Here is a 20430-nt window from a genome sequence, read left to right as displayed (position 1 = left end):
TTGCCATGTCGTTACCCGAGACAACACAGCTGACCCTGGCACTGCGCGACGGTGTATTGCAGGTCGTATTCGATCGTGCCGGCGTGTCCAATGCGCTCGATAGCCAGACGGTGGAAGAGCTGGCCGCCGTCTTCGAAGCAGTCGTCGACGATCGCAGCGTACGCGCGATCGTGCTGCGCGGGGCCGGCCGCCATTTCTGTGCCGGCGCGGACCTGAAATCCATCGGCGATGTGACGGGCGCAGACCGGCGCGCGGCCGTCGTTGCCTTCAACCGCCGTTTCGGCGAGGTGCTGACGATGATCGATCGTGCACCACAGGCGGTGGTGGTCGTAGCCCAGGGCGCGGCTCTCGGCGGCGGCTTCGGCCTGTTGTGTGTTGCCGACATCACCATCGTGACCCGCGATGCGACGATGGGCATGCCCGAAACCCGGCTCGGCCTGCCCGCAGCCCAGATCATGCCGTTCGTGGTCGCGCGTATCGGGATGACCGCGACCCGGCGGGTTGCCGTCTGCGGGCTGCGCTTCGATGGCGCCGAGGCCTATCGACTCGGCGTGGCCCATACCGTCGTCGACGATCTCGCCGCGGCCGATCGCGCGCTCGAGGGCGTACTGGCCGATATCAAGGCCTGTGCGCCGGGTGCGAATGCCGCCTCCAAACAACTGCTGGCTATGCTCGATGGCCGCCATATGGACCGGCTCGCCGATCAGGCCGCTGCGCTGTTTGCCGATTGTCTGCTCAGCGACGAAGGCGCCGAAGGTACGCAGGCATTTCGCGAAAAACGCACACCCCGATGGGCCCGCACATGACTGGTTTCGACAGTGTCCTGATTGCCAACCGCGGCGAGATCGCCGTCCGTATCGCCCGTGGCGCACGCGCGGTGGGGTGTCGCAGCGTGGCGGTATATTCGAGCGCCGATGCCCAGGCGCTGCATGTGCAGCAAGCCGACATGGCGGTGGCGATCGGCCCCGCGCCGGCGGCTGAATCCTATCTGGCGGTGGACAAACTGATCGCCGCCGCAAAGGCCAGCGGCGCCCAGGCGATTCATCCCGGCTACGGGTTTCTGGCCGAAAACGCGGATTTCGCCCGTGCGGTCGAAGCGGCCGGGTTGATATTTATCGGGCCGACGCCGGAGGCCATCGATCTGATGGGGCGCAAGCGCGCGGCCAAGCAGCGCATGATCGAAGCCGGCGTGCCCTGCGTGCCCGGTTACGAGGGGCAGGCCCAGGACGACGACACGCTGATTGCCGAGGGCGAACGGATCGGCTTTCCCTTGATGGTCAAGGCGTCGGCGGGCGGCGGCGGGCGCGGCATGCGACTGGTCGAGCGCAAAGCCGATCTGGCCGAGGCGATACGCGGCGCGCGTTCGGAAGCGGCCAGTGCCTTCGGTTCGGACGAACTGATTCTGGAAAAAGCCGTGCTCGGCGCACGCCATGTGGAGATTCAGGTGCTGGCCGACATGCACGGCCATGTGATTCACCTGGGCGAGCGCGATTGTTCGGTCCAGCGTCGCCACCAGAAAGTCGTCGAAGAAGCGCCGTCGCCGGCTGTCGACGCCGAATTACGGGCACGCATGGGCGAGGCTGCGGTCGATGCTGCGGCTGCGATCGGTTATCGTGGCGCCGGCACGGTGGAATTTCTGCTCGATGCCAGCGGCGCGTTCTATTTCATGGAAATGAATACGCGGCTACAGGTCGAGCACCCGGTGACCGAACTGGTGACCGGACTCGATCTGGTCGCCTGGCAGCTGCGTATCGCCGCCGGCGAGCCGCTTACGCTCGCCCAGGACGATGTGCGTTTCGACGGCCATGCGATCGAAGTACGGCTGTGCCTGGAAGACGTCGCCCAGGATTTCATGCCCCAGACCGGCCTCGTACGGGCCTGGCGGGTGCCGCAGGGGGCGGGTATTCGCGTCGACCATGGCCTGCGTGAAGGCCAGATGGTGACCCCGCATTACGATTCCATGGCGGCCAAGATCATCGCCTGGGGCGAAACCCGCGATATCGCGCGCCGCCGGCTGGCTGCCGCGGTCGACGAGACATTGTTGTTCGGCCCGGTCAGCAACCGCGATTTTCTCGCACGCATACTCGCCGAGCCGGCGTTCGTGTCGGGGGATTTCGATATCGGTTTCGTCGGCACGCATATGCAGCCGGCCCTGGCCGGCGATGCCCCCGGGCGTGAACATCTCGCGCTCGCGGCGGTGGCCTGTCATGCCCAGGATGCAGGGCGTCTCGCGGCGAGCGGCGGCCTGGCAGACGCATTGGCGGGTTGGCGCAGCGCGGGCACCAATGAAACGCCGCTGGTGTTGATACAGGGCGATCACCGCAACGACTTGCGGCTGCGCCATGACGGCGGGGACTATCAGGTGCGCGTCGACGATACGTGGATCGATCTGCGTATCGGGGCCTTCGACGGCACGCGTTTCGATTATGTGTTGAACGGCGTGGCCGCGCGCGCGGATGTGCTGTGCCACGGCGCGGATGTGTGGCTGTGTGCCCAGGGGCGCACGGCACTCTATACCGATGTCCTGCGGCTGCCACCCGAGTCTGCCGATGGGGCAGGCGATGGCCGCGTGCTGGCGCGTATGGATGGCAAGATCCAGCGTGTCGATGTGGCCGTGGGCGATCAGGTGCAGGCGGGCGACACGCTGCTGGTGCTCGAAGCCATGAAGATGGAGTTTTCCATCGCCGCCGACATCGACGGCGAGATCGAAAACCTGGGCTGCAGAGCGGGCGATCAGGTCGCCGCGCGCCAGTTGTTGGCGGTGATCGCGCCGGCTAATCTTTGAGGCGTCATTCGCCTGTCGGAAAGCCGTGTTGTTCGATTTTTGCCGCCGTATTGCCCTGACGCTCGTGTGTCTGATGCTGGCCGGCTGCGCAAGCACGCCGGCCTATCGCTTTGTCGATCCGGGCTATGGCGACACGCGCTATGACGGCTTCATCGCCTATGCGGCCTTTACCGATCTGGCTATCGAAGCCGCCTTCGAGCAGGCGCTGTGCAAGCGGCTGTTGGCGGCCGGCCACGCTTGTACGCCCATGCTCGATGCCGCACCGCCCACGCGTGAACAGGACGGCGCCAGCCGGCATGCGGCCAGTCGAGCGAGTGGTGCGCAGGCCAGTATCGTGATCGAACTGGCGGATATGGACAGCGTGTCGCGTCGGGTCATCGGCCAGGCCCGCCCGGCTTACAACGTGCGTGTCGTGGACAATGCGGACCAGCTTGTGGCCGTACAGCTGGCAATCGAAAGCCCGGCCGGCGCGCGTGCTGCGGTATCGCAGCAGGCCGATGCGTTGGCCCGTCAGATCGTGGCCGCGCTCGATCAGGCCGCGCTGCTCTACCAGCGCCCGTAAACGCGTGCGTGCGCCCGTCGCCCGGATTTTACCGCGTCTTCGCGGCGGGCGCGGTGCCTGACGGCGGGGCGTTCTGGCCCAGTACCTCGCCGTTGACGGTTTGGCCATACATCGAGTACTTGCCGTGATACTGCTTGGCGGTATCGGCGACCGAGCCGGTGAAACGCGGATCCTGCGGGCGTTCGTGGCTGTCGATGAACTGGGCCACATCCCAGGCCTGTTGCTCGGACAGCGTGGTCGCGCCCAGCGGCATATTGGCCTTGATGAAGGCCGCGGCCGTGTTCACGCGATGCATGCCCGCGCCCCAGTTATAGGAACGCGGTCCCCATAGCGGCGGAAATGCGATACGCCCGTCGGCCGCGCGCTGGCCCTGGCCATCGCTGCCATGACATAACGCACAGCGCTCGGTGTAGACCTGCGCGCCGCGTTCGAAGCTCGGCGATTGCCTGGGCGCGTCGAGTTCGGGGTAGCCGCGACCGGACAGCGCCTTGCCCACGGGCGCGCCGCTGGCGAGCCAGTAGGCATAGGTTTCCAGCGCCAGCAACACCTCGTCGCCGCGCGGCGGCGGTGTGCCGTTCATGCTGTAACGAAAACAGCCCTGGATGCGCTCGGGGAAATCATTCACATGCTTGTTCTTGCCACGGTAGGCGGGATACATCGCCCAGGCGGCCCACAGTGGCGAGGAATCGGCGAGCCGGCCTTCATCGAGATGGCAGTTGGCACATTGCAGGTCGTTGCCGACAAAGCGTGCCGCATGCTGCTGGGTATCGGTAAAGATTGCGCGGCCCTTGCGTACCATGGCCCCGAATTCGTTGTCGGGAATCGTGCCGCGGGCCGGCGGTACGAAAGTCGACGCCTGAACGCCGGAGGCATTCGGCGTACCAGCCGGTTTTGCCGGGCCGGTCGAAGAGTCGTTCGCCTTGTCGTCGGCTTTGTTCGTGGCCGGCGCGGTGGTGCTTGGCTGGGCCGCGAAGTACTCGGCTACCGGCATGATATCGGCCGCGTCGAGCCGATTGGCGATCGTGGCCATCAGGTCCATTGGCCCGGCCGGGCGTTTGTGCGCGCGCCAGGCGCGCAGCTGGCTGGCGATATAGTTCGCGGACTGGCCAGCGAGTGCCGGAAAGCGATCGCCGATGCCCATACCGCCGGGCCCGTGGCATTGCACACAGGCGGGAATCGCGTCATCCCAGCGACCGTGTTCTGCCAGTTCGACAGCGGCAGCGGATATCGGTTGTTGCGGGGCGTTGGTTTCGCTGGGCTTGAACGCAAGCGCGCTGTAATAGTTGGCCATGGCGCGACGCTGCGCGGCGGACAGGGCACTCGCGATCGGCTGCATGATGGCGTTTTCCCGGCGACCATCGGCATAGGCGTCGAGCTGATCCTGGAGATAGACCGAGCCCAGGCCGGCAAGCCGCGGAAAGCCGGCGGCGGCGTTGCCCTGGCCATCAGGCCCGTGACAGCTGCTACAGGGCGGGACCGTATTCCCCACGCCTTGTTGTGCGATATCGGCTGCCGGGCTCTGCGCAAGCGCAGCCGCTGGCATCAACAGGGCGAGTGCCCAGAATGTACGTTTGATTATCGCCATGGCGAACGCCCCCACTCAGCCAGCGCGGCCGGGCCGACGCTGTATTCCACGTAGGAATTAAGATAGACCAAAAAGTTATTGTTGTCGTGCAGGTGCCGGGAATCGTCTCGAACCCAGTCCCAGACGCAATCGCTGAAAGCCGCCGCGCGGGGCGTCTCGCGATTTGCGCTGAATGCCAGGGATTGCCCGATGATGCGCGCAGCGCAGATCGTACGAGCACCTGGTGCCGCGCCCGTACTGCCTGTGGCACTTAGGGGGCACTTAAACGCGTGGGCTGGGGTTCGCCTCGTTGGGGCTGCGCCGGGCGATGCGATGGAGCGGCGGACGAGATTCGAACTCGCGACCTCGACCGTGGGAGGGTCGCGCTCTACCAACTGAGCTACCGCCGCCACGCCCGCATAGCTAACGCGATCTTTCGTGTTTTTGCAATAGCACGGGCAAAACGATGCAACGCAGCATGCTCGATCAGCGTATTGTATTAGTAACATTCGGCTACGGGCTGGCGGCGATCTAGTCTGCAAGTTCGCATCGGATATTGATTTTTTACCCGCGGAGCCTGTGATGAAAAAGGCGTTGGTGACCGGCGGCACCGGTTTTATCGGCCGGCATCTTTGTGAATCGTTTCTGGCGGATGGTTGGGCCGTTCAGGTCATCACCCGTGATACCGACGCTGCCGCCCGGGTGTTGCCGGCCGGGGTGGTGCCGGTCGCGAATATCAAAGCCGCCGAGCCGGCCGATGCGGTGATCAACCTCGCCGGCGAGAATCTGGCCGATGGCCGGTGGACCGAAGCCCGCAAGCGCGAGATGCGCGAAAGCCGCTTGCGCATTACACGCGAACTCACCGAAACGATCGGCGCCTGGGACGTCTTGCCCCGGGTGCTGATCAGCGGTTCGGCCGTGGGCTATTACGGCGCGCGGGGGGCGGACGTACTGGATGAAAGCCAGCCGCCGGGCGACGAATTCCAGTCGGAGCTCTGTGTGGCCTGGGAACAGGCAGCACGGCGTGCCGAAGCCGCCGGCATCCGGGTGTGTCGTATCCGTACCGGTATCGTGCTCGGCGCCGACGATGGCGCGCTCGCACAGATGATCACGCCGTTCAGGTTCGGCCTGGGCGGGCATTTCGGTACCGGCGCGCAGTACATGCCCTGGATTCATATTCGCGACGAAGTGCGCGCGATCCGTTTTCTCATCGATCAGGAAAATGCCAGCGGCGCGTTCAATCTCACCGCGCCCGAGCCGGTCACCAACCGCGAATTCACGGCCACGCTCGCGCGCGTGCTGCATCGGCCCAAGTTCGCCTGGGTGCCCGGGCCGGCACTCAAGCTGATGGTGGGCGAAATGGCGCATCTGCTGCTCACCGGTCAACGCGCCATTCCCAGCGCCCTGGAAAAGGCCGGGTTCAACTTCGAATTCCGCCGGCTGCAGCCGGCATTGCAGGATCTGGTCGGAGCACGCTGAATGAGCGATGGGTTGATCGCCGAACTTGGTGCAATCGTCGGCACCGAGGACGTACTACAAGGCGAGGCTGCGGCCCCCTATCTGGTGGAATGGCGGGGCGCGTTCCAACCGCAGGCGCTCGCGGTCGTGCGTCCGGCCGATACCGATCAGGTCGCAGCGGTCGTACAAGCCTGTGCCGGGGCCGATTGTGCGGTCATCGCGCAGTCCGGAAACACGGGGCTTGTGGGCGGCGCCGCGGCCAGTGATCCCCGACGCCATGTGATCGTCAATCTCGAACGCATGAATCGCGTACGCGAAGTGGATGTCGATAACGCCACGATCACCGTCGAGGCCGGCTGTATTCTCGCGGACGTGCAACAGGCGGCAGACGATGCCGGGCTGTACTTCGCGCTCACGCTGGCCTCGCGCGATCGTTGTCGGATCGGCGGCAACCTGGCGACCAACGCAGGCGGGCTGAACGTGGTGCGCTATGGCAACACGCGCGATCTGGCGCTGGGCCTGGAAGTGGTGCTTGCCGATGGGCGCATCTGGAACAACCTCACCGGTCTGCGCAAGGACAACAGCGGTTTCGATCTCGACGACCTGTTCATTGGCAGTGAAGGCGCGCTGGGGATCATCACGGCTGCCGTCTTCAAGCTTTACGAACCAGTGGTGCAACAGGCCAGCGCCTTGTTCGCGCTGCGATCACCGGCCCAGGCCGTGAAATTGCAACGCCGGCTGACCGCGGCCTCGGGGCACAACCTGACCGGCTGCGAGCTGATGTCGCGTCAGGCCGTGGAACTGGCCTGTACCCATATCGACGGCTGCGAGGAGCCGTTCGATGTCGATCACGATTGGTATCTACTGGTGGAGCTGGCCAGTTCGGCAGAAGGGCACTGGCTGCTGGAGGCCCTGTCGGCGGTGGTGGAAAACGCCCGTCAGGCGCATGAACTGGTGGATGTAATCGTCGCCCACGATACGGATACCAGCCGGCGGCTATGGCATCTGCGCGAATCCCTGCCACCGGCCCAGGTCGCCGAAGGCGCGTCGATCAAGCACGATATTTCCTTGCCGGTATCGAAGCTGCCTGCCTTTCTCGATCGGGCACTCGCGGCGGTGCGCGAGGCGTTGCCGGGCGTACGGCCCTGTCCGTTCGGGCATGTCGGCGACGGCAATCTGCATTTCAACCTGTCGCAGCCGGTGGACGCCGACGGCGCGGCGTTTCTGGCCCAGGCCGAAACCGCGCATACCGTGGTGCACGATATCGTCGCCGAGATGGGCGGCTCGATCGCCGCCGAGCACGGCATCGGCCGGCTCAAGGTCGCGGCCCTGGATCGCTACAAGTCCGATGTCGAGCGCGACATGATGCGGGCGATTAAGACAGCATTTGATCCCAATAATCAACTTAACCCTGGGGTTATTATCGGCGAATGAATAACTCGCACCTATACCGACCAATGAGTCATGCTGTACGAAAATGCTGAGAGATTGCCTAGTTCGCATAAATACGGATCTCCACGAGATAGACCTCGTAGTCCAACATCTTCGTTGGCGTAATGAACGTACGCTTTCCTCAGTTGAATTGATGTGCTTGATTCTGGAAGACCGTCGCTTCTTCCATCACCCTGGTGTCGACGTTAAATCGCTATTGAGGGAGCTTTTAAAAGCTTTGCTTAGGCGCCGGCACGGCGGAGCAAGCACCATTGACATGCAGCTGGTCAGAACGATTACTGGATATAGAACTCGTACGATACGGCGAAAACTTTACGAGATGTTCTTGGCGACCCTAATAAACAGGCGCTATCTGAAAGTGCAAATATTGCGCAGCTATCTTCGCATAGCGTTTTTCGGTTCTCGTCTTTTTGGAGCAGAGCAAGCCTCTAAACGGCATTTCAACAAAGCAGCTTGTGAACTTTCGCTGGATGAGGCGGCGGTTCTAGTGTCAATGTTGGTTTACCCTCGACCGCTATCGCCTGACGTCGAATGGAAAGGTAGGATCGACCGGCGATCTGCATATGGTATGTCTGTTTATGTCGCGTACGAACAGAGCTTTGAAAAGCTCAAAAGTGGTGAAATAACGAAACTTCGACGGCTCAAATTTTAATTTTGCGCCTTTTCCGATCGCCTTTCGATCCTCTTCTGCTTGACTCAATAGCTTGGCTATAAAGTGTTGAGCATCGATTTGCACAGAATGCGTTTCCTGCGCTAATTGGGCTAAGCTTTTTTCGCTGTGAACAGAGTGAGCCGAAAGGTAAGTCGAAATTTCTTCTGAGACAGAACGGAGCCGCATCTGAAATTTCTTTTCCAGCTCGATGGTATCTGGGTAACAAGTGAGAATATTGAGTCGCACGTAGAATGAAACCAGGTTTTCATTCCAATCGGTGATAGATGCACTATATTTTTCCGCATCAAGAAGCTGGTTGCCGCTCTGCAGCTGCTTAATAATTCTTTTCGTATGGTAAATGCGAGCCGTAAGCAGTGAGGCAATTTCTTGGGCCAGTTGTTCCAGATCGCCACAGCGATATTCGAGCTGCTCATATCGTTTTTTGATTAGCCAGCTTCTACGCTGCCATCTATCTGCGAGTAGTCCTCCGAAAAGTGTAATTAAAATGAAGCTAACAATGGTCTCGTATAGCATCCCAGTGGTCTCGATACTGGTGTTCTAACCACGAGCGTACAGTGAAAACTGATCGCAGTATCAAGTCTCCGCCTTCTAGCCGCCGGCCATGCCCGTTGCGTTCACCAGTGCGATCAGCGGCTGCGGGTAGATGCCGAAGAAGATTACGGCTGCGGCGATCAGCAGCACCATGATGCCGCCGGATTGCTGGCCCCAGCCGGAGACCGCGTCGCGGCGGCTTTCGCCGGGCTCGTCCAGGAACAGGATCACCATCATGCGCAGGTAGTAGTACAGGCCGATGGCGCTGCCGAGCACGATACCGCCGACCAGCCACCACAGGCCGGACTGCACGGCGATGGCGATCACATAGAACTTGCCGAGAAAACCGGCGGTCATCGGAATGCCGGCCAGCGACAGCATCATGATGGTGAACACGGTGGCCAGATACGGCCGGCGCCAGAACAATCCGCGATAGTGGTGCAGCGCGCCCGCATCCGTGCCCGAGTAGGGGCTGGATACGAGGGTGACCACGCCGAAGGCACCCAGCGTGGTGGCCACATAAGTCGCCAGATAGATACCCACGGTTTCGGTGCTGAAGGCCCCGCCGGCCACGATCGCGGTCAGCAGATAGCCCAGATGCGCGATCGAGGAATAACCCAGCAGGCGTTTGACGTTGCGCTGGCGCAGGGCGAGCAGGTTGCCGATGAGCATCGAGGCCATGGCGATCACGCCCATGAGCGTCAGCAACCAGCCGTTGGCGGCCGGCGGCGCCAGGGTGAAAAAGCGCAGCAGCAGGGCGAATACGGCGACCTTGCTGACCGTGGCCAGAAACGCCGAAACCGGCCCGGGGGCGCCTTCGTAGACGTCCGGCGTCCAGATATGAAAGGGCACCAGCGACAGCTTGAAGGCCAGGGCCACCACCATCATGCCTACGCCGGCCAGTAGCCACGGCGAGCCACTATTTCCGGCCAGGGTGTCGGCCAGGCCGGCGTATTCCAGCGAACCCGAAGCCGCATAGAGCAGGGCCATGCCGAACAGCAGAAATGCCGAGGCCGCGCCCGAGAGCACCATGTACTTCAGGCCGGCTTCAAGCGAAATACGGTCGCGATAGGCATAGGCGACCATGCCGTAGAGCGGTACCGACAACAGCTCCAGGCCAATGAACAGCGACGCGAAATGCCGGCTGGCGATCAGCGCGAGGGCGCCGCCGGCCGAACACAGCAGCAGGATATAGAACTCTTCGCGCCGGTCCGGCAGCGTTTCCAGATACGCATGGGCCAGGGTCGTACAGGCCAGCGACGCCACCAGCACGATAGCGCTGAACAACAGAAAGTAGTCGTCGATGACGAACAGCGGCGTGACCTGGATCGGCGTCACCTGAAGCACGCCCAGCAGCGACAGCAGTGCGGCATTCAGGCCGATGACGGTCATCGTCGCCGCGGTGAAATGATGACGACCGATGGCGATCGACAACATCACGCCGACGACGGTCGCGCACAGAATCAGCAACGGCGCGAGGGCGAGCATCTGAGTGGAAAAGTCGGTCATGACGCCTTTCGCTTAACGGGACGGCAAGGGAGCAACGGCGAACCAGTCGGTGACTTCGGTCATCGCCGTATGCGAGATATCGAGCACGGTATTCGGGAACAGGCCCAGCCAGAGCGTGAGCACGAGCAATAGCAGCATCATGCTGTATTCACGCACGTCGAGCCCGCCGAGCGAAGCCTGCGACTTGGGTGCACCCCAGTAGACACGGTGCATGAGCACCAGCGAATAGATGGCGGCCATCACCAGGCCGCCGCTGGCCGCAACCACGACCCACGGCACGGTGTTGAAGGCACCGAACAGAATGAGGAATTCGCCGATGAAGTTGCCGGTGCCGGGCATGCCCAGCGACGCCATGACGAACACCAGTGCGAAGCCCGGCAGCGCGCCCATGCGTCCGAACAGACCGCCCATCTGGCGCATGTCACGGGTATGGATACGCTCGTAGATCTGGCCCGAAATAATGAACAGCCCGGCCGCCGAGAAGGCGTGCGCGACCATCTGCACGATCACGCCCTGCAGCGCCAGCAGGGTGCCGGAGTAGATGCCGATGAGCACGAAGCCCATATGCGAAATACTCGAGCAGGCGATCAGACGCTTGACGTCGGTCTGGGCAAAGGCCATCAGCGCGCCGTAGTAGATACCGATCAGGCCCAGCGCCATCGCCACCGGCGCGAACTGGGCCGAGGCTTCGGGAAACAACGGGATCGCGAAACGCAGCATGCCGTAGGCCGCGGTCTTGAGCAGAATGCCGGCCAGGTCCACCGAGCCCGCGGTGGGCGCCTGTGCGTGGGCATCCGGCAGCCAGCCATGCAGGGGCACGACCGGCAGTTTGACGGCAAAGGCGATGAAAAAGCCCAGCATCAGCACGTAAGCGATCGGCCCGGTCAGCGGCGTGTCGCGCAGCACCATGTAATCGAAGGTGAAGGTGCCGGTCTGGCTGTAGTGGGCGAACACAAGGCCCAGAATCGAGACCAGCATCAACAGACCGCTGGCCTGGGTATAGATGAAGAACTTGATGGCCGCGCCAATACGGGTATTGCCCTTGGAACCGCTGTGTCCCCACAGCGCGATCAGGAAATACATCGGCACCAGCATCATTTCCCAGAAGAAGAAGAACAGGAAAAGATCCACGGCCAGAAACACGCCGACCACGCCGCCGATGATCCAGAGCAGGTTCAGGTGAAAAAAGCCGATCCGGTTGGTGATTTCCTGCCAGGAGCAGACCACGGCGAGCACGCCGAGAAAGCCCGTCAGCATGATCATGATCAGCGACAGGCCGTCGAGCGCCAGATGGAAGGAAATGCCGAAGCGATCGATCCACGGCAGGCGGATCTGGTGGGCCCAGTTCGGCGCATCGCCCACTGCGCCGCCGGCCAGCGTGTAGTCGCCCGTCAACCACAGCCACAACGCCAGCGCGAGCACGATCAGCATCGTCAGCAGCGCGATCCAGCGCGGCGCCTGTGCAGGCGCATGGCGGCTTTCCAACTGCCAGCACAGCAGGCCGCCGATGAAGGGAACGAATAAAAGCCAGCACAGGATCATTGAAAGCGTTCCTTGGGACCTGTGAATGAACGCGCGGCGGCGATGTCGTCAAGATAGGTACGCATGCGCATCACCCGAACAGCAAAGCCGCCAGCAACACCACCGCGCCGGCAAACAACGACAGGGCATACCAGCGCAGCCGCCCGCTCTGGGTGGTGACCAGTGCGCTGTTGAGCATGAGCGCGAACTGCGGCGCGATATTGATGGTCGAGTTGATCCAGTCGCGCTGATGCAGCCGGGTGAGCATCAGATAGGGGCGCACGAATACCAGATCGTACAGGCTGTCGAAGCCCCAGGCGTTGTGCCACAGCTGCCAGAGATTGCGGCCCAGCGGATTGCTGGCGAGCTTTTCGGCGGTCTGGCGGCTGCCCAGAAACAGCGCCGCGGCGATGCCGAGGCCGACAACCGCGACCACGGCCGAGAGCACTTCCACGACCAGCTTGGTGGTGCCGTGATCGCCGCCTTCGTGGCCCGGCAGTACGCCGGCCAGCGGCGGATGAATCCAGGCGCCGATGAAGGTCGACAGAATCGCGAGCACGATCAGCGGCAGGTGATGGGCAATGCCCTTGCCCGCATGGGCCTTTATCCTGGCCTCGCCGTGGAAGGCGATGAAGATCATACGGAAGGTATACAGCGCGGTCAGAAATGCGCCGGCCAGCCCGGCAAACCAGAGCACGTAATGGCCGTTGGCGAACGACAGCCAGAGGATCTCGTCCTTGGAATAGAAACCGGCGGTGACCAGCGGCAGGGCAGCCAGGGCCGCGCCGCCGATCATGAATACGGCGTAGTCCAGCGGCAGGCTCTTGCGCAGCCCGCCCATCTTGAAGATGTTCTGCTCGTGGTGACAGGCGATGATCACCGAGCCGGAGGCCAGGAACAGCAGTGCCTTGAAAAAGGCATGAATCATCAGATGAAAGATCGCCGCATCCCAGGCGCCCACGCCGAGCGCGAGGAACATGTAGCCGATCTGACTCATGGTGGAATAGGCCAGCACGCGCTTGATATCGGTCTGGCACAGGGCAGCGAAGCCGGCCAGCAGCAACGTGACCGCGCCGACCACGCCCACCAGGGCGAGCACCACCGGCGCGAGTTCGAAGATGCCATGCATGCGTGCGATCAGATAGACGCCCGCAGTGACCATGGTGGCGGCGTGAATCAGCGCCGACACCGGCGTGGGGCCAGCCATGGCGTCGGGCAGCCAGGTCTGTAGCGGCAGCTGGGCGGATTTGCCCACCGCGCCGCCAAGCAACAGCAGCGCGGCGACGCTGGCCATCGTATCGCCCTCGGCCCAGGCCTGCGGTGCCTGGTGCAGCAGGGTCTGAATATCGAGCGTGCCGAAAGTGGTGAACAGCAGGAACAGGCCGATGGCGAGGAACACGTCGCCGATACGGGTGATCAGAAATGCCTTGAAGGCCGCCCAGGCATTGGCCTCGTCGGTGTAGTAATAGCCGATCAGCAGATAGCTGCACAGGCCGACGCCTTCCCAGCCCAGAAACAGCAGGAACAGGTTGTCGCCGAGTACGAGCAGCAGCATGGCGACGATGAACAGGTTCATGTAGGCGAAAAAGCGCCCCATGCCCGGTTCGCCGTCGAGATCGTGGGTCATGTACCAGCCGGCGAACAGGTGGATAAGAAAACCCACCCCCGTGATCACACCGAGCATGGTCGCCGCCAGGCCATCGAAATAGAGCGCGAACGCCGGGGTGAAATCGCCGACCGACACCCATGTCCAGAGTGTCTGGTTATAGGCCATGGCGTCGCCGCTGACGAAGGTATAGATCAGCAGCGCCGACACCAGCGCCGACAGGCCCACGGACCCGGCGCCAATGGTGGCGGCGGCACGATCGGGCATGCGCGGGAAGAACGACAGCGCCAGGCTGCCGGCAAGCGGAAAGACGATGGTCAGAGCTAGCAAATTCATCCGTGCATCTCGCTGGCGGCGTCGATGTCGATGGTCTTGAAACGGCGATGCAGCTGCAGCAGCAGGCCCAGACCGATGCTGGCCTCGGCAGCGGCCAGCGTGATCACCAGAATGAACATCACCTGCCCATCGGGCGCGCCATGGGACGCGCCGGCGACGATGAAGGCCAGGCCGGCGGAATTGAGCATGATTTCCAGGCACATGAGGATGAACAGCGTATTGCGCCGTACCACCAGACCCACCAGCCCGAGCGTGAACAGCAGGGCAGCGAGCACCAGGCCGTGCTCCATGGGAATCCCGTTCATTGTTCGCCTCCCGGATGACGGCGCCCGCGAGCGGCGGCAACGCGTTTCTCTTCGGCCACGTCACGATCGTCGCGGCCCAGATGGGCAGCGACCACAAGTGCTGCCAGCAGCACGAACGCGGCCAGTTCCACGATCAGCACATAGGGGCCGAACATCGTCATGCCGATACGCGAGGCCATCAGCGGCGTGCTGTCGACGTTGCCCATCGAGCCGCCGCTGGCCAGGGCCACGGCCAGTACGCCGAGCAGCACGATGCCGAGTATGCCCGGCCCGATCCAGACCCGCGGCGCCAGCCAGCTGCGCTCGCGCGCCACGGTTTCATGATTGAGATTGAGCATCATGATCACGAATACGAACAGCACCATGATCGCGCCGGCATAGACGATCACCTCGAGCGCGGCCGCAAACGGCGCGCCCAGGGTATAGAACACGATCGCCACCGACAGCAGCGACACGATCAGATACAGCAGCGCATGCACGGCATTGGCACAGCTGATCACCCGCGCGGTGGCGGCAACGGCGACGATAGCGGCGAGATAGAAGGCGATTTCCATGACCGGCCTACGGCAGAAGGGTTTTAACGTCGATCGGCTCGGCCTCGTTCTCGGCCTCGCCCTTGTCCTTGCCGCCCACGGCCATGCCGGCGACGCGATAGAAATTGTAGCCGGGCCGCTTGCCGACGCCGGCAATGGTCAGGTCCGATTTCTCGTAGACCATGTTCTGACGATCGAACTCGCCCATCTCGAAATCCGGGGTCAGCTGGATCGCGTAGGTCGGGCAGGCCTCCTCGCAATAGCCGCAATAGATGCAGCGCGAGAAATTGATACGGAAGGTTTCCGGGTACCAGCGCCCGCTTTCGTCCTCGGCCTTGACCACGCTGATGCAGTCCACCGGACAGGCCACGCTGCACAGATTGCAGGCCACGCAGCGCTCGGCGCCGTCCGGATCGCGCGTAAGCACGATACGCCCGCGATAACGCGGCGGCAGATAAGGTTTTTCTTCCGGATACAGCACCGTATCGCGCTTGCGAAAGGTGTGCATCAGGGTCATCCAGATGGTGCGCAGAACACTCAGCATAGGTGACTCGCGTAACCGGTGAAATCGAGTAGAGAGTACGACGTGCTCATGCCATGGCCACCACGACAGCGCCCGTGATCGCAACGTTGACCAGTGCGATGGGCAGCAGAATCTTCCAGCCGAAGGCCATGAGCTGGTCGTAGCGTGGGCGCACGGTGGCCGCGCGCAGCAGCACGAAAAAGCAGATGAAGAATCCGGCCTTGAGCGCAAACCACACAAAGCCCGGCAGAATCGGACCCAGCCAGCCGCCGAAGAACAGCACCGTGGTCAGACAGGAGATGAGCACGATGCCCAGATATTCGCCCACGAAGAACATGCCGAACTTCATGCCCGAATATTCGGTGTGATAGCCGGCGGTGAGTTCCTGTTCGGCCTCCGGCAGATCGAAGGGCGCGCGGTGGATTTCGGCAATACCGGCGATGAAGAAGATCACGAATGCCGGAAACTGCGGGATCACGTTCCACATGCCGGCCTGCGATTCGACGATCGTACGCAGATCGAAACTGCCGGCCAGCAGCACAACGCCCAGCAGGCTCAGGCCCATGAAGACCTCGTAGGAGATCATCTGGGCGGCGGTACGCATACCGCCAAGCAGCGCGTATTTGTTGTCCGAGGACCAGCCGGCCAGAATCACCGAATACACGCCCAGCGAACTCATCGCCAGCACGAACAGAATGCCGATATTCAGATCGACCACGCCGATGGTTTCGGTGAACGGCACCACCGCAAACGCCATCAGTGTGGTGAACATGATGATGCCCGGCGCGATCACGAACACGGCCTTGTCGGCGAACGGCGGGATCCAGTCTTCCTTGAAGAAGATCTTGATCATGTCCGCGGCGACTTGAAGGATGCCGAACGGACCGACGCGATTCGGCCCGTAGCGATCCTGCCAGACACCCAGCAGGCGGCGTTCGACCCAGATCAGCAGCGCCGCGGCAATGACCACGGCCAGCAGAATGGCGATCGTCTCGAAGGCGGTGAACGCCAGGTCGAGCAGTGTGTCTGTGCTTATACCGAACATCAGGGCGACACCGCGGCAGGTAGGCGTACACCCATCAAGCCATGTGCGCCCACGGGCACACCAATGGTCTTGTCGGGCAGGCTCGGGTCTATAGTGACCGGCAGGGCATGGATCTCGCCATCGATGGTCAGGCGCAGGGTATCCGCCGCGGCCAGACCCAGCGCCTTCGCACCGGCCTCGTTGAGGGTGAACCAGGCCCGCGGCATGCGTTGCTGAATCGCCGGGGCCTTGGCCGACTGCGATTCGCTACCGAAGATGTGATAGCGCGGGATCGCCTGCCAGCCTTCGACCAGCTTGGGCTCGGCCGGCGCGTATTCCGGGACGTTGGCATCGACCTTGAGCAAGCGTGTGCCCGGATCGCCGCCTTTCAGATGGCCGCCGATCTCATCCTGAAAACGGGTGATCGCGGCCTGGTTGGAATCCCAGCCGGGGGCCCAGGCATAGGCCATCAGCGCCGGCGGCTGGTCGCTGCCGTGGTAACCCTCCATGGAGTAGGCCAGCGCCGAGTCCGGGTCGACTTCCGGACGGCGCTCGCGCACGTCCACATTGGCATACAGTGCTGTACGCCCGGAATACCGATGCGGGCTGCGCGGAAAACGCATGCCGGCCTTGCGAAAGCTCGTGCTCGGCGCGGCCGTCTTGATACCCGTGAACTGCGGGCAGGCCGACTCGATCGCATCGATGAGATCGTCCATGCCATACCAGTTCACCGGTTTGCCGATCGCGCGGTTGAGATCAGCACACCAGCGCCAGCCTTCCTGCAGCGGCGCTTCGGGAATGAAGACCTGGAAAAAGCGCTGGGCGCGGCCTTCGTTGTTGACGAGCGTACCGTCGGCCTCGGCGAAACTGCCGGCCGGCAGTACGTAGTCGGCCTTGGCGATGGTCGCGGTCATGCTGTGATCGAGCACGATCAGGTTCTTGGCCGCCTTGATCGCGGCATCGACCTTGCCCTGCTGGGCGCGTTCATACAGATCGTTCTGCATCACGATGAGCGTATCGGCCCGGCGGCTGTTGATCGCCTCGAAGGCGTGATCGACATCGCGATCGCTCATCATGGCCATGCCCAGGCTGTTGGCCTCGCTCAACGTAACGAACAGGCCCGCATCGTCGTGGACCGATTCGAGCGCGCGCATGACATTGCCGGCGGCGGTGAGCACCGCTTCGCTGCCCAGGCTCGTGCCGGCCACCACCAACGGTTTTTTCGCCGTCTTGAGCGCATTGGCAATGGTTTCGGCGTGGGCACGGGTTTCGTCGTCGATATCGGCCGGCATCGGCGCCGTGTCGTCCAGCATCGCGGCGACCGCAAAGCCCAGCTGGGCGATACGGGCCGGGCGCAGATGAAACAGCTCGGTGGCCACGTCGTCCAGACGCGTGGCTGCCGGCACCGCCATGAACAGCGGGCTGTAGAAATGCTGGCCCTCGTCGCGCACGGCGCGGGCATGCCATTTCGGGATATTGGCGGCCTCGGCGAGCACGTGATGCTCGTTGCGTACCGCCTGGCGCAGTGACAGCGCCAGACGCGGCGCGAACTGGGTCACGTCCTCACCGAGCACGAACACCGCGTCGCAGGATTCCACCTCGCGCAGCGTCGGCAAACGCCCGGCGTGTTCCTGCAACAGCGCGAGCGCGGCCAGGCTGGCATGGCTTTCCGGGCCGCTCATACCGTTGTGGAAGTTATCGGCGCCGACCAGATGGCGCAGTGCGAAGTTGTCTTCCAGCGACGCCCGCGGCGAGCCGATACCGACCAGGCCCTTGGCCTCGGCCAGTACGCTCTTGAGCGAGCTGAGCATGACATCCATGTCCTGCGGCTCGAGCACGCCGTTGTCGGCGCGTACCAAGGGCTGGCGCGGCCGATCTTCGCGGTTGACGAAGCCGGCGCCGAAACGCCCGCGATCGCACAGGAAATAATGGTTGATCTCGCCATGATAGCGGTTCTGGATACGCTTCAGGATACCCTGGCGCGAACCGGGGCTGGTGTTGCAGCCCAGCGAGCAGTGGGTGCAGATGCCGGGGGCATTCTGCATGTCCCATTTACGGTTGTAGTGGGCGCCCAGTGTCTTGTCAGTGAACACGCCGGTGGGGCAGACCTCCACCAGGTTGCCCGAGAACTCGCTGTTGAAGGCGCCATCGGCTTCGCGGCCGAAATAGACGTTGGAATGCGAGCCGAGTACGCGCAGATCGTCACCGTCGGCATAGTCGCGGTAGTAGCGCACGCAGCGATAGCAGGCGATACAGCGGTTCATCTCGTGATTGATGAACGGGCCCAGCTCCTGATTGCGATGGGTCCGCTTGGGCCCGCGATAGCGCCGGCGCGTATGCCCGGTCATCAGGGTCATGTCCTGCAGATGGCATTCGCCGCCTTCTTCGCATACCGGGCAGTCATGCGGATGATTGATCATCAGCCATTCGATGACCTGGGCCCGGAAATCGCTGGCTTCCTTGTCCTCGATCGAGAAGCAGCCGCCGTCCGCGGCCGGCGTCATGCAGGCCATGACGATCTGGCCCTGGGTATCGTCTTCGTTCTTGTACTGCTTGACCGCGCACTGGCGACAGGCACCCACGGAATGCAGCTCCGGGTGCCAGCAGAAATAGGGCAGGTCGAAGCCCTTGGAAAGCGCGACCTTGAGCAGGTTGTCGGTGGGGTCCACCTCGAACTGCTTGCCGTCGATCTTGATCGTTGCCATCGCTAAACCGTGCGCTAGTTGTTCGAGGCGGCGTTGGCCGGCTGGGTGAGATCCAGCGTATCCGCCTCGGGCGGAATCAGGGCCGCCAGTTCATCGCGGAAATACTTGAGACCGGATTCGAGCGGGCCCATCGCACCGGGGGCATGGGCACAGAAGGTCTTGCCGGGACCGAGCAGTTTGACGTGCAGGTCCAAAAGCTCGATATCCCCCGGCTTGCCGTGCCCGGCTTCCAGATTGGTGAGAATACGCTCGACCCAAGGCAGGCCGTCGCGACAGGGCGTGCACCAGCCGCAGGATTCCTGGGCATAGAAATGCTCGAGGTTCTTGAGCACGCCCACGATCGGGGTCTGGTCGTCCATGACCACCATCGTGCCCGTGCCCAGACGGCTGCCGACCGCGCCCACGCCTTCGTAGTCCATCGGCGTATTCAGATGCTCGTCGGTCAAAAGCGGCGTGGAGCCGCCGCCCGGCAGCAGGGCCTTGAGCTTGCGCCCACCGCGAATACCGCCGAAATGATCGAGCAGGTCGGACAGCTTCGTGCCCAGCGGCAGCTCCACCAGGCCGGGGCGGGCAACATGGCCCGAGGCGCCGAAGATCTTGGTGCCGCCGTCCTTGTGCAGGCCCAGGCCCTTGTACCACTCGGCACCGTTTTTCACGATATGCGGCACGTTGCAGATCGTTTCCACGTTGTTGACCGTGGTGGGCTGGCCGAATAGGCCGGAGGCGGCGGGGAACGGCGGCTTGTGCCGCGGTACCGCGCGTCGGCCTTCCAGGGCCGACAACAGCGCCGATTCCTCGCCGCAGATATAGCGGCCGGCGCTCATGTGCAGATACATCTTGAGGTTGAAGCCGGTGCCGAGGATATCCTCGCCCAGATAGCCGGCTTCCATGGCCTCGTCGATGGCGCGCTGGAGCTTGCGCTGGCATTCGGTGTATTCGCCGCGAATGAACACGTAGGCGATATCCGCGCCGATCGCATAGCTGGCGATCGCCATGGCTTCGATGAGCTGGTGCGGGTCGCCTTCCATGAGCAGGCGATCCTTGAAGGTGCCGGGCTCCATTTCGTCGGCGTTGACCACGAGATAGACATGGGCCGGGCGCTTCTCGGGGTTTTCCTCGAAGCGTGGCATGAACGACCACTTCACGCCGGTGGGAAAGCCTGCACCGCCGCGACCGCGCAGGCCGGCCTGTTTGACCAGATCGGCGACCTCGGTCGGCTTCATCTCATGGAGCGCCTTCTTGTAGGCCTCCCAGCCGCCGGCCTGCTCGTATTCGGCCCGGGTCATCGGCTCGCGGTTGTCGCGGATGTTTTTGGTAAGAACCTTTTCCATGACTGTTCGTCC

The 20430-nt window shown here is 63.0% G+C and carries 16 protein-coding genes, 1 tRNA gene and 1 pseudogene; 6 read left to right on the top strand and 12 right to left on the bottom strand.

Annotation, left to right across the window (positions count from 1 at the left end; translation table 11 throughout):
- The first annotated feature begins 5 nt into the window (after window positions 1-5).
- From T5B8_RS11230 to T5B8_RS11220, 3 genes are read left to right on the top strand one after another with little or no spacing between them, the layout of a single operon-like run.
- Entirely contained in the window at window positions 6-806 is an 801-nt protein-coding gene (locus T5B8_RS11230; RefSeq protein ID WP_353178774.1) for an enoyl-CoA hydratase/isomerase family protein, read from the top strand.
- Complete coding sequence (locus tag T5B8_RS11225) at window positions 803-2785, top strand: acetyl/propionyl/methylcrotonyl-CoA carboxylase subunit alpha (protein ID WP_353178772.1); 1983 nt, start codon at window positions 803-805, stop codon at window positions 2783-2785. The genes T5B8_RS11230 and T5B8_RS11225 overlap by 4 nt, the downstream gene beginning before the upstream one ends.
- Before the next feature lie 28 nt (window positions 2786-2813).
- Window positions 2814-3347, top strand: coding sequence for a hypothetical protein (locus T5B8_RS11220; protein WP_353178770.1), 534 nt, complete (start codon window positions 2814-2816; stop codon window positions 3345-3347).
- A 28-nt stretch (window positions 3348-3375) separates the two neighbouring features.
- Here the strand turns inward: T5B8_RS11220 and T5B8_RS11215 are convergent, their stop codons facing one another.
- Entirely contained in the window at window positions 3376-4932 is a 1557-nt protein-coding gene (locus T5B8_RS11215) for a c-type cytochrome (RefSeq protein WP_353178768.1), read from the bottom strand.
- Between the two features lie 313 nt (window positions 4933-5245).
- Window positions 5246-5321, bottom strand: a tRNA-Gly gene (locus T5B8_RS11210).
- Window positions 5322-5493: 172 nt separating this feature from the next.
- Between T5B8_RS11210 and T5B8_RS11205 the strand changes: the two genes are divergently transcribed.
- The 3 genes and pseudogenes from T5B8_RS11205 to T5B8_RS11195 form a co-directional block, all read left to right on the top strand.
- Window positions 5494-6390 (top strand): TIGR01777 family oxidoreductase, encoded by an 897-nt coding sequence (locus T5B8_RS11205; RefSeq protein ID WP_353178766.1) that lies wholly within the window; start codon window positions 5494-5496, stop codon window positions 6388-6390.
- Window positions 6391-7803 (top strand): FAD-binding oxidoreductase, encoded by a 1413-nt coding sequence (locus tag T5B8_RS11200; protein WP_353178765.1) that lies wholly within the window; start codon window positions 6391-6393, stop codon window positions 7801-7803.
- Between the two features lie 43 nt (window positions 7804-7846).
- Window positions 7847-8314: pseudogene (locus T5B8_RS11195) on the top strand (biosynthetic peptidoglycan transglycosylase); the annotation flags it as partial.
- Window positions 8315-8335: 21 nt separating this feature from the next.
- Here T5B8_RS11195 and T5B8_RS11190 read toward each other — a convergent pair.
- The 10 genes from T5B8_RS11190 to nuoF form a co-directional block, all read right to left on the bottom strand.
- Window positions 8336-9007: a hypothetical protein gene (locus T5B8_RS11190; RefSeq protein WP_353178930.1), complete on the bottom strand. Its 672-nt coding sequence runs from the start codon at window positions 9005-9007 to the stop codon at window positions 8336-8338.
- A gap of 75 nt (window positions 9008-9082) precedes the next feature.
- Window positions 9083-10534, bottom strand: a complete 1452-nt coding sequence (gene nuoN / locus T5B8_RS11185; RefSeq protein ID WP_353178763.1) for an NADH-quinone oxidoreductase subunit NuoN — start codon at window positions 10532-10534, stop codon at window positions 9083-9085.
- Between the two features lie 12 nt (window positions 10535-10546).
- The gene (nuoM, locus tag T5B8_RS11180) at window positions 10547-12076 is read right to left on the bottom strand and encodes an NADH-quinone oxidoreductase subunit M (protein ID WP_353178761.1); all 1530 of its coding nucleotides are present in this window, start codon (window positions 12074-12076) and stop codon (window positions 10547-10549) included.
- A 70-nt stretch (window positions 12077-12146) separates the two neighbouring features.
- Window positions 12147-13997, bottom strand: coding sequence for an NADH-quinone oxidoreductase subunit L (nuoL, locus tag T5B8_RS11175; RefSeq protein WP_353178759.1), 1851 nt, complete (start codon window positions 13995-13997; stop codon window positions 12147-12149).
- Window positions 13994-14302 carry an NADH-quinone oxidoreductase subunit NuoK gene (gene nuoK, locus T5B8_RS11170; RefSeq protein WP_353178757.1) on the bottom strand — a complete coding sequence of 103 codons (309 nt, stop codon included), beginning with the start codon at window positions 14300-14302 and terminating at the stop codon, window positions 13994-13996. Before nuoK ends, nuoL begins: the two co-directional genes overlap by 4 nt.
- Window positions 14299-14856 carry an NADH-quinone oxidoreductase subunit J gene (gene nuoJ / locus T5B8_RS11165; protein WP_353178756.1) on the bottom strand — a complete coding sequence of 186 codons (558 nt, stop codon included), beginning with the start codon at window positions 14854-14856 and terminating at the stop codon, window positions 14299-14301. The genes nuoK and nuoJ overlap by 4 nt, the downstream gene beginning before the upstream one ends.
- Window positions 14857-14863: 7 nt before the next feature.
- Window positions 14864-15379 (bottom strand): NADH-quinone oxidoreductase subunit NuoI, encoded by a 516-nt coding sequence (gene nuoI / locus T5B8_RS11160; protein ID WP_353178754.1) that lies wholly within the window; start codon window positions 15377-15379, stop codon window positions 14864-14866.
- Between the two features lie 46 nt (window positions 15380-15425).
- On the bottom strand, window positions 15426-16403 hold the full coding sequence (nuoH, locus tag T5B8_RS11155; protein WP_353178753.1) for an NADH-quinone oxidoreductase subunit NuoH: 978 nt from the start codon (window positions 16401-16403) through the stop codon (window positions 15426-15428).
- The gene (nuoG, locus tag T5B8_RS11150) at window positions 16403-19087 is read right to left on the bottom strand and encodes an NADH-quinone oxidoreductase subunit NuoG (protein WP_353178751.1); all 2685 of its coding nucleotides are present in this window, start codon (window positions 19085-19087) and stop codon (window positions 16403-16405) included. Before nuoG ends, nuoH begins: the two co-directional genes overlap by 1 nt.
- 14 nt (window positions 19088-19101) lie before the next feature.
- Window positions 19102-20418, bottom strand: coding sequence for an NADH-quinone oxidoreductase subunit NuoF (gene nuoF / locus T5B8_RS11145; RefSeq protein ID WP_293623870.1), 1317 nt, complete (start codon window positions 20416-20418; stop codon window positions 19102-19104).
- Between the last annotated feature and the right edge of the window lie 12 nt (window positions 20419-20430).

The organism is Salinisphaera sp. T5B8 (genome assembly GCF_040361255.1).
GTDB lineage: Bacteria > Pseudomonadota > Gammaproteobacteria > Nevskiales > Salinisphaeraceae > Salinisphaera.
Note: the sequence above shows the minus strand (reverse complement) of the source record. Positions and strands in the feature narration are given on the sequence as shown.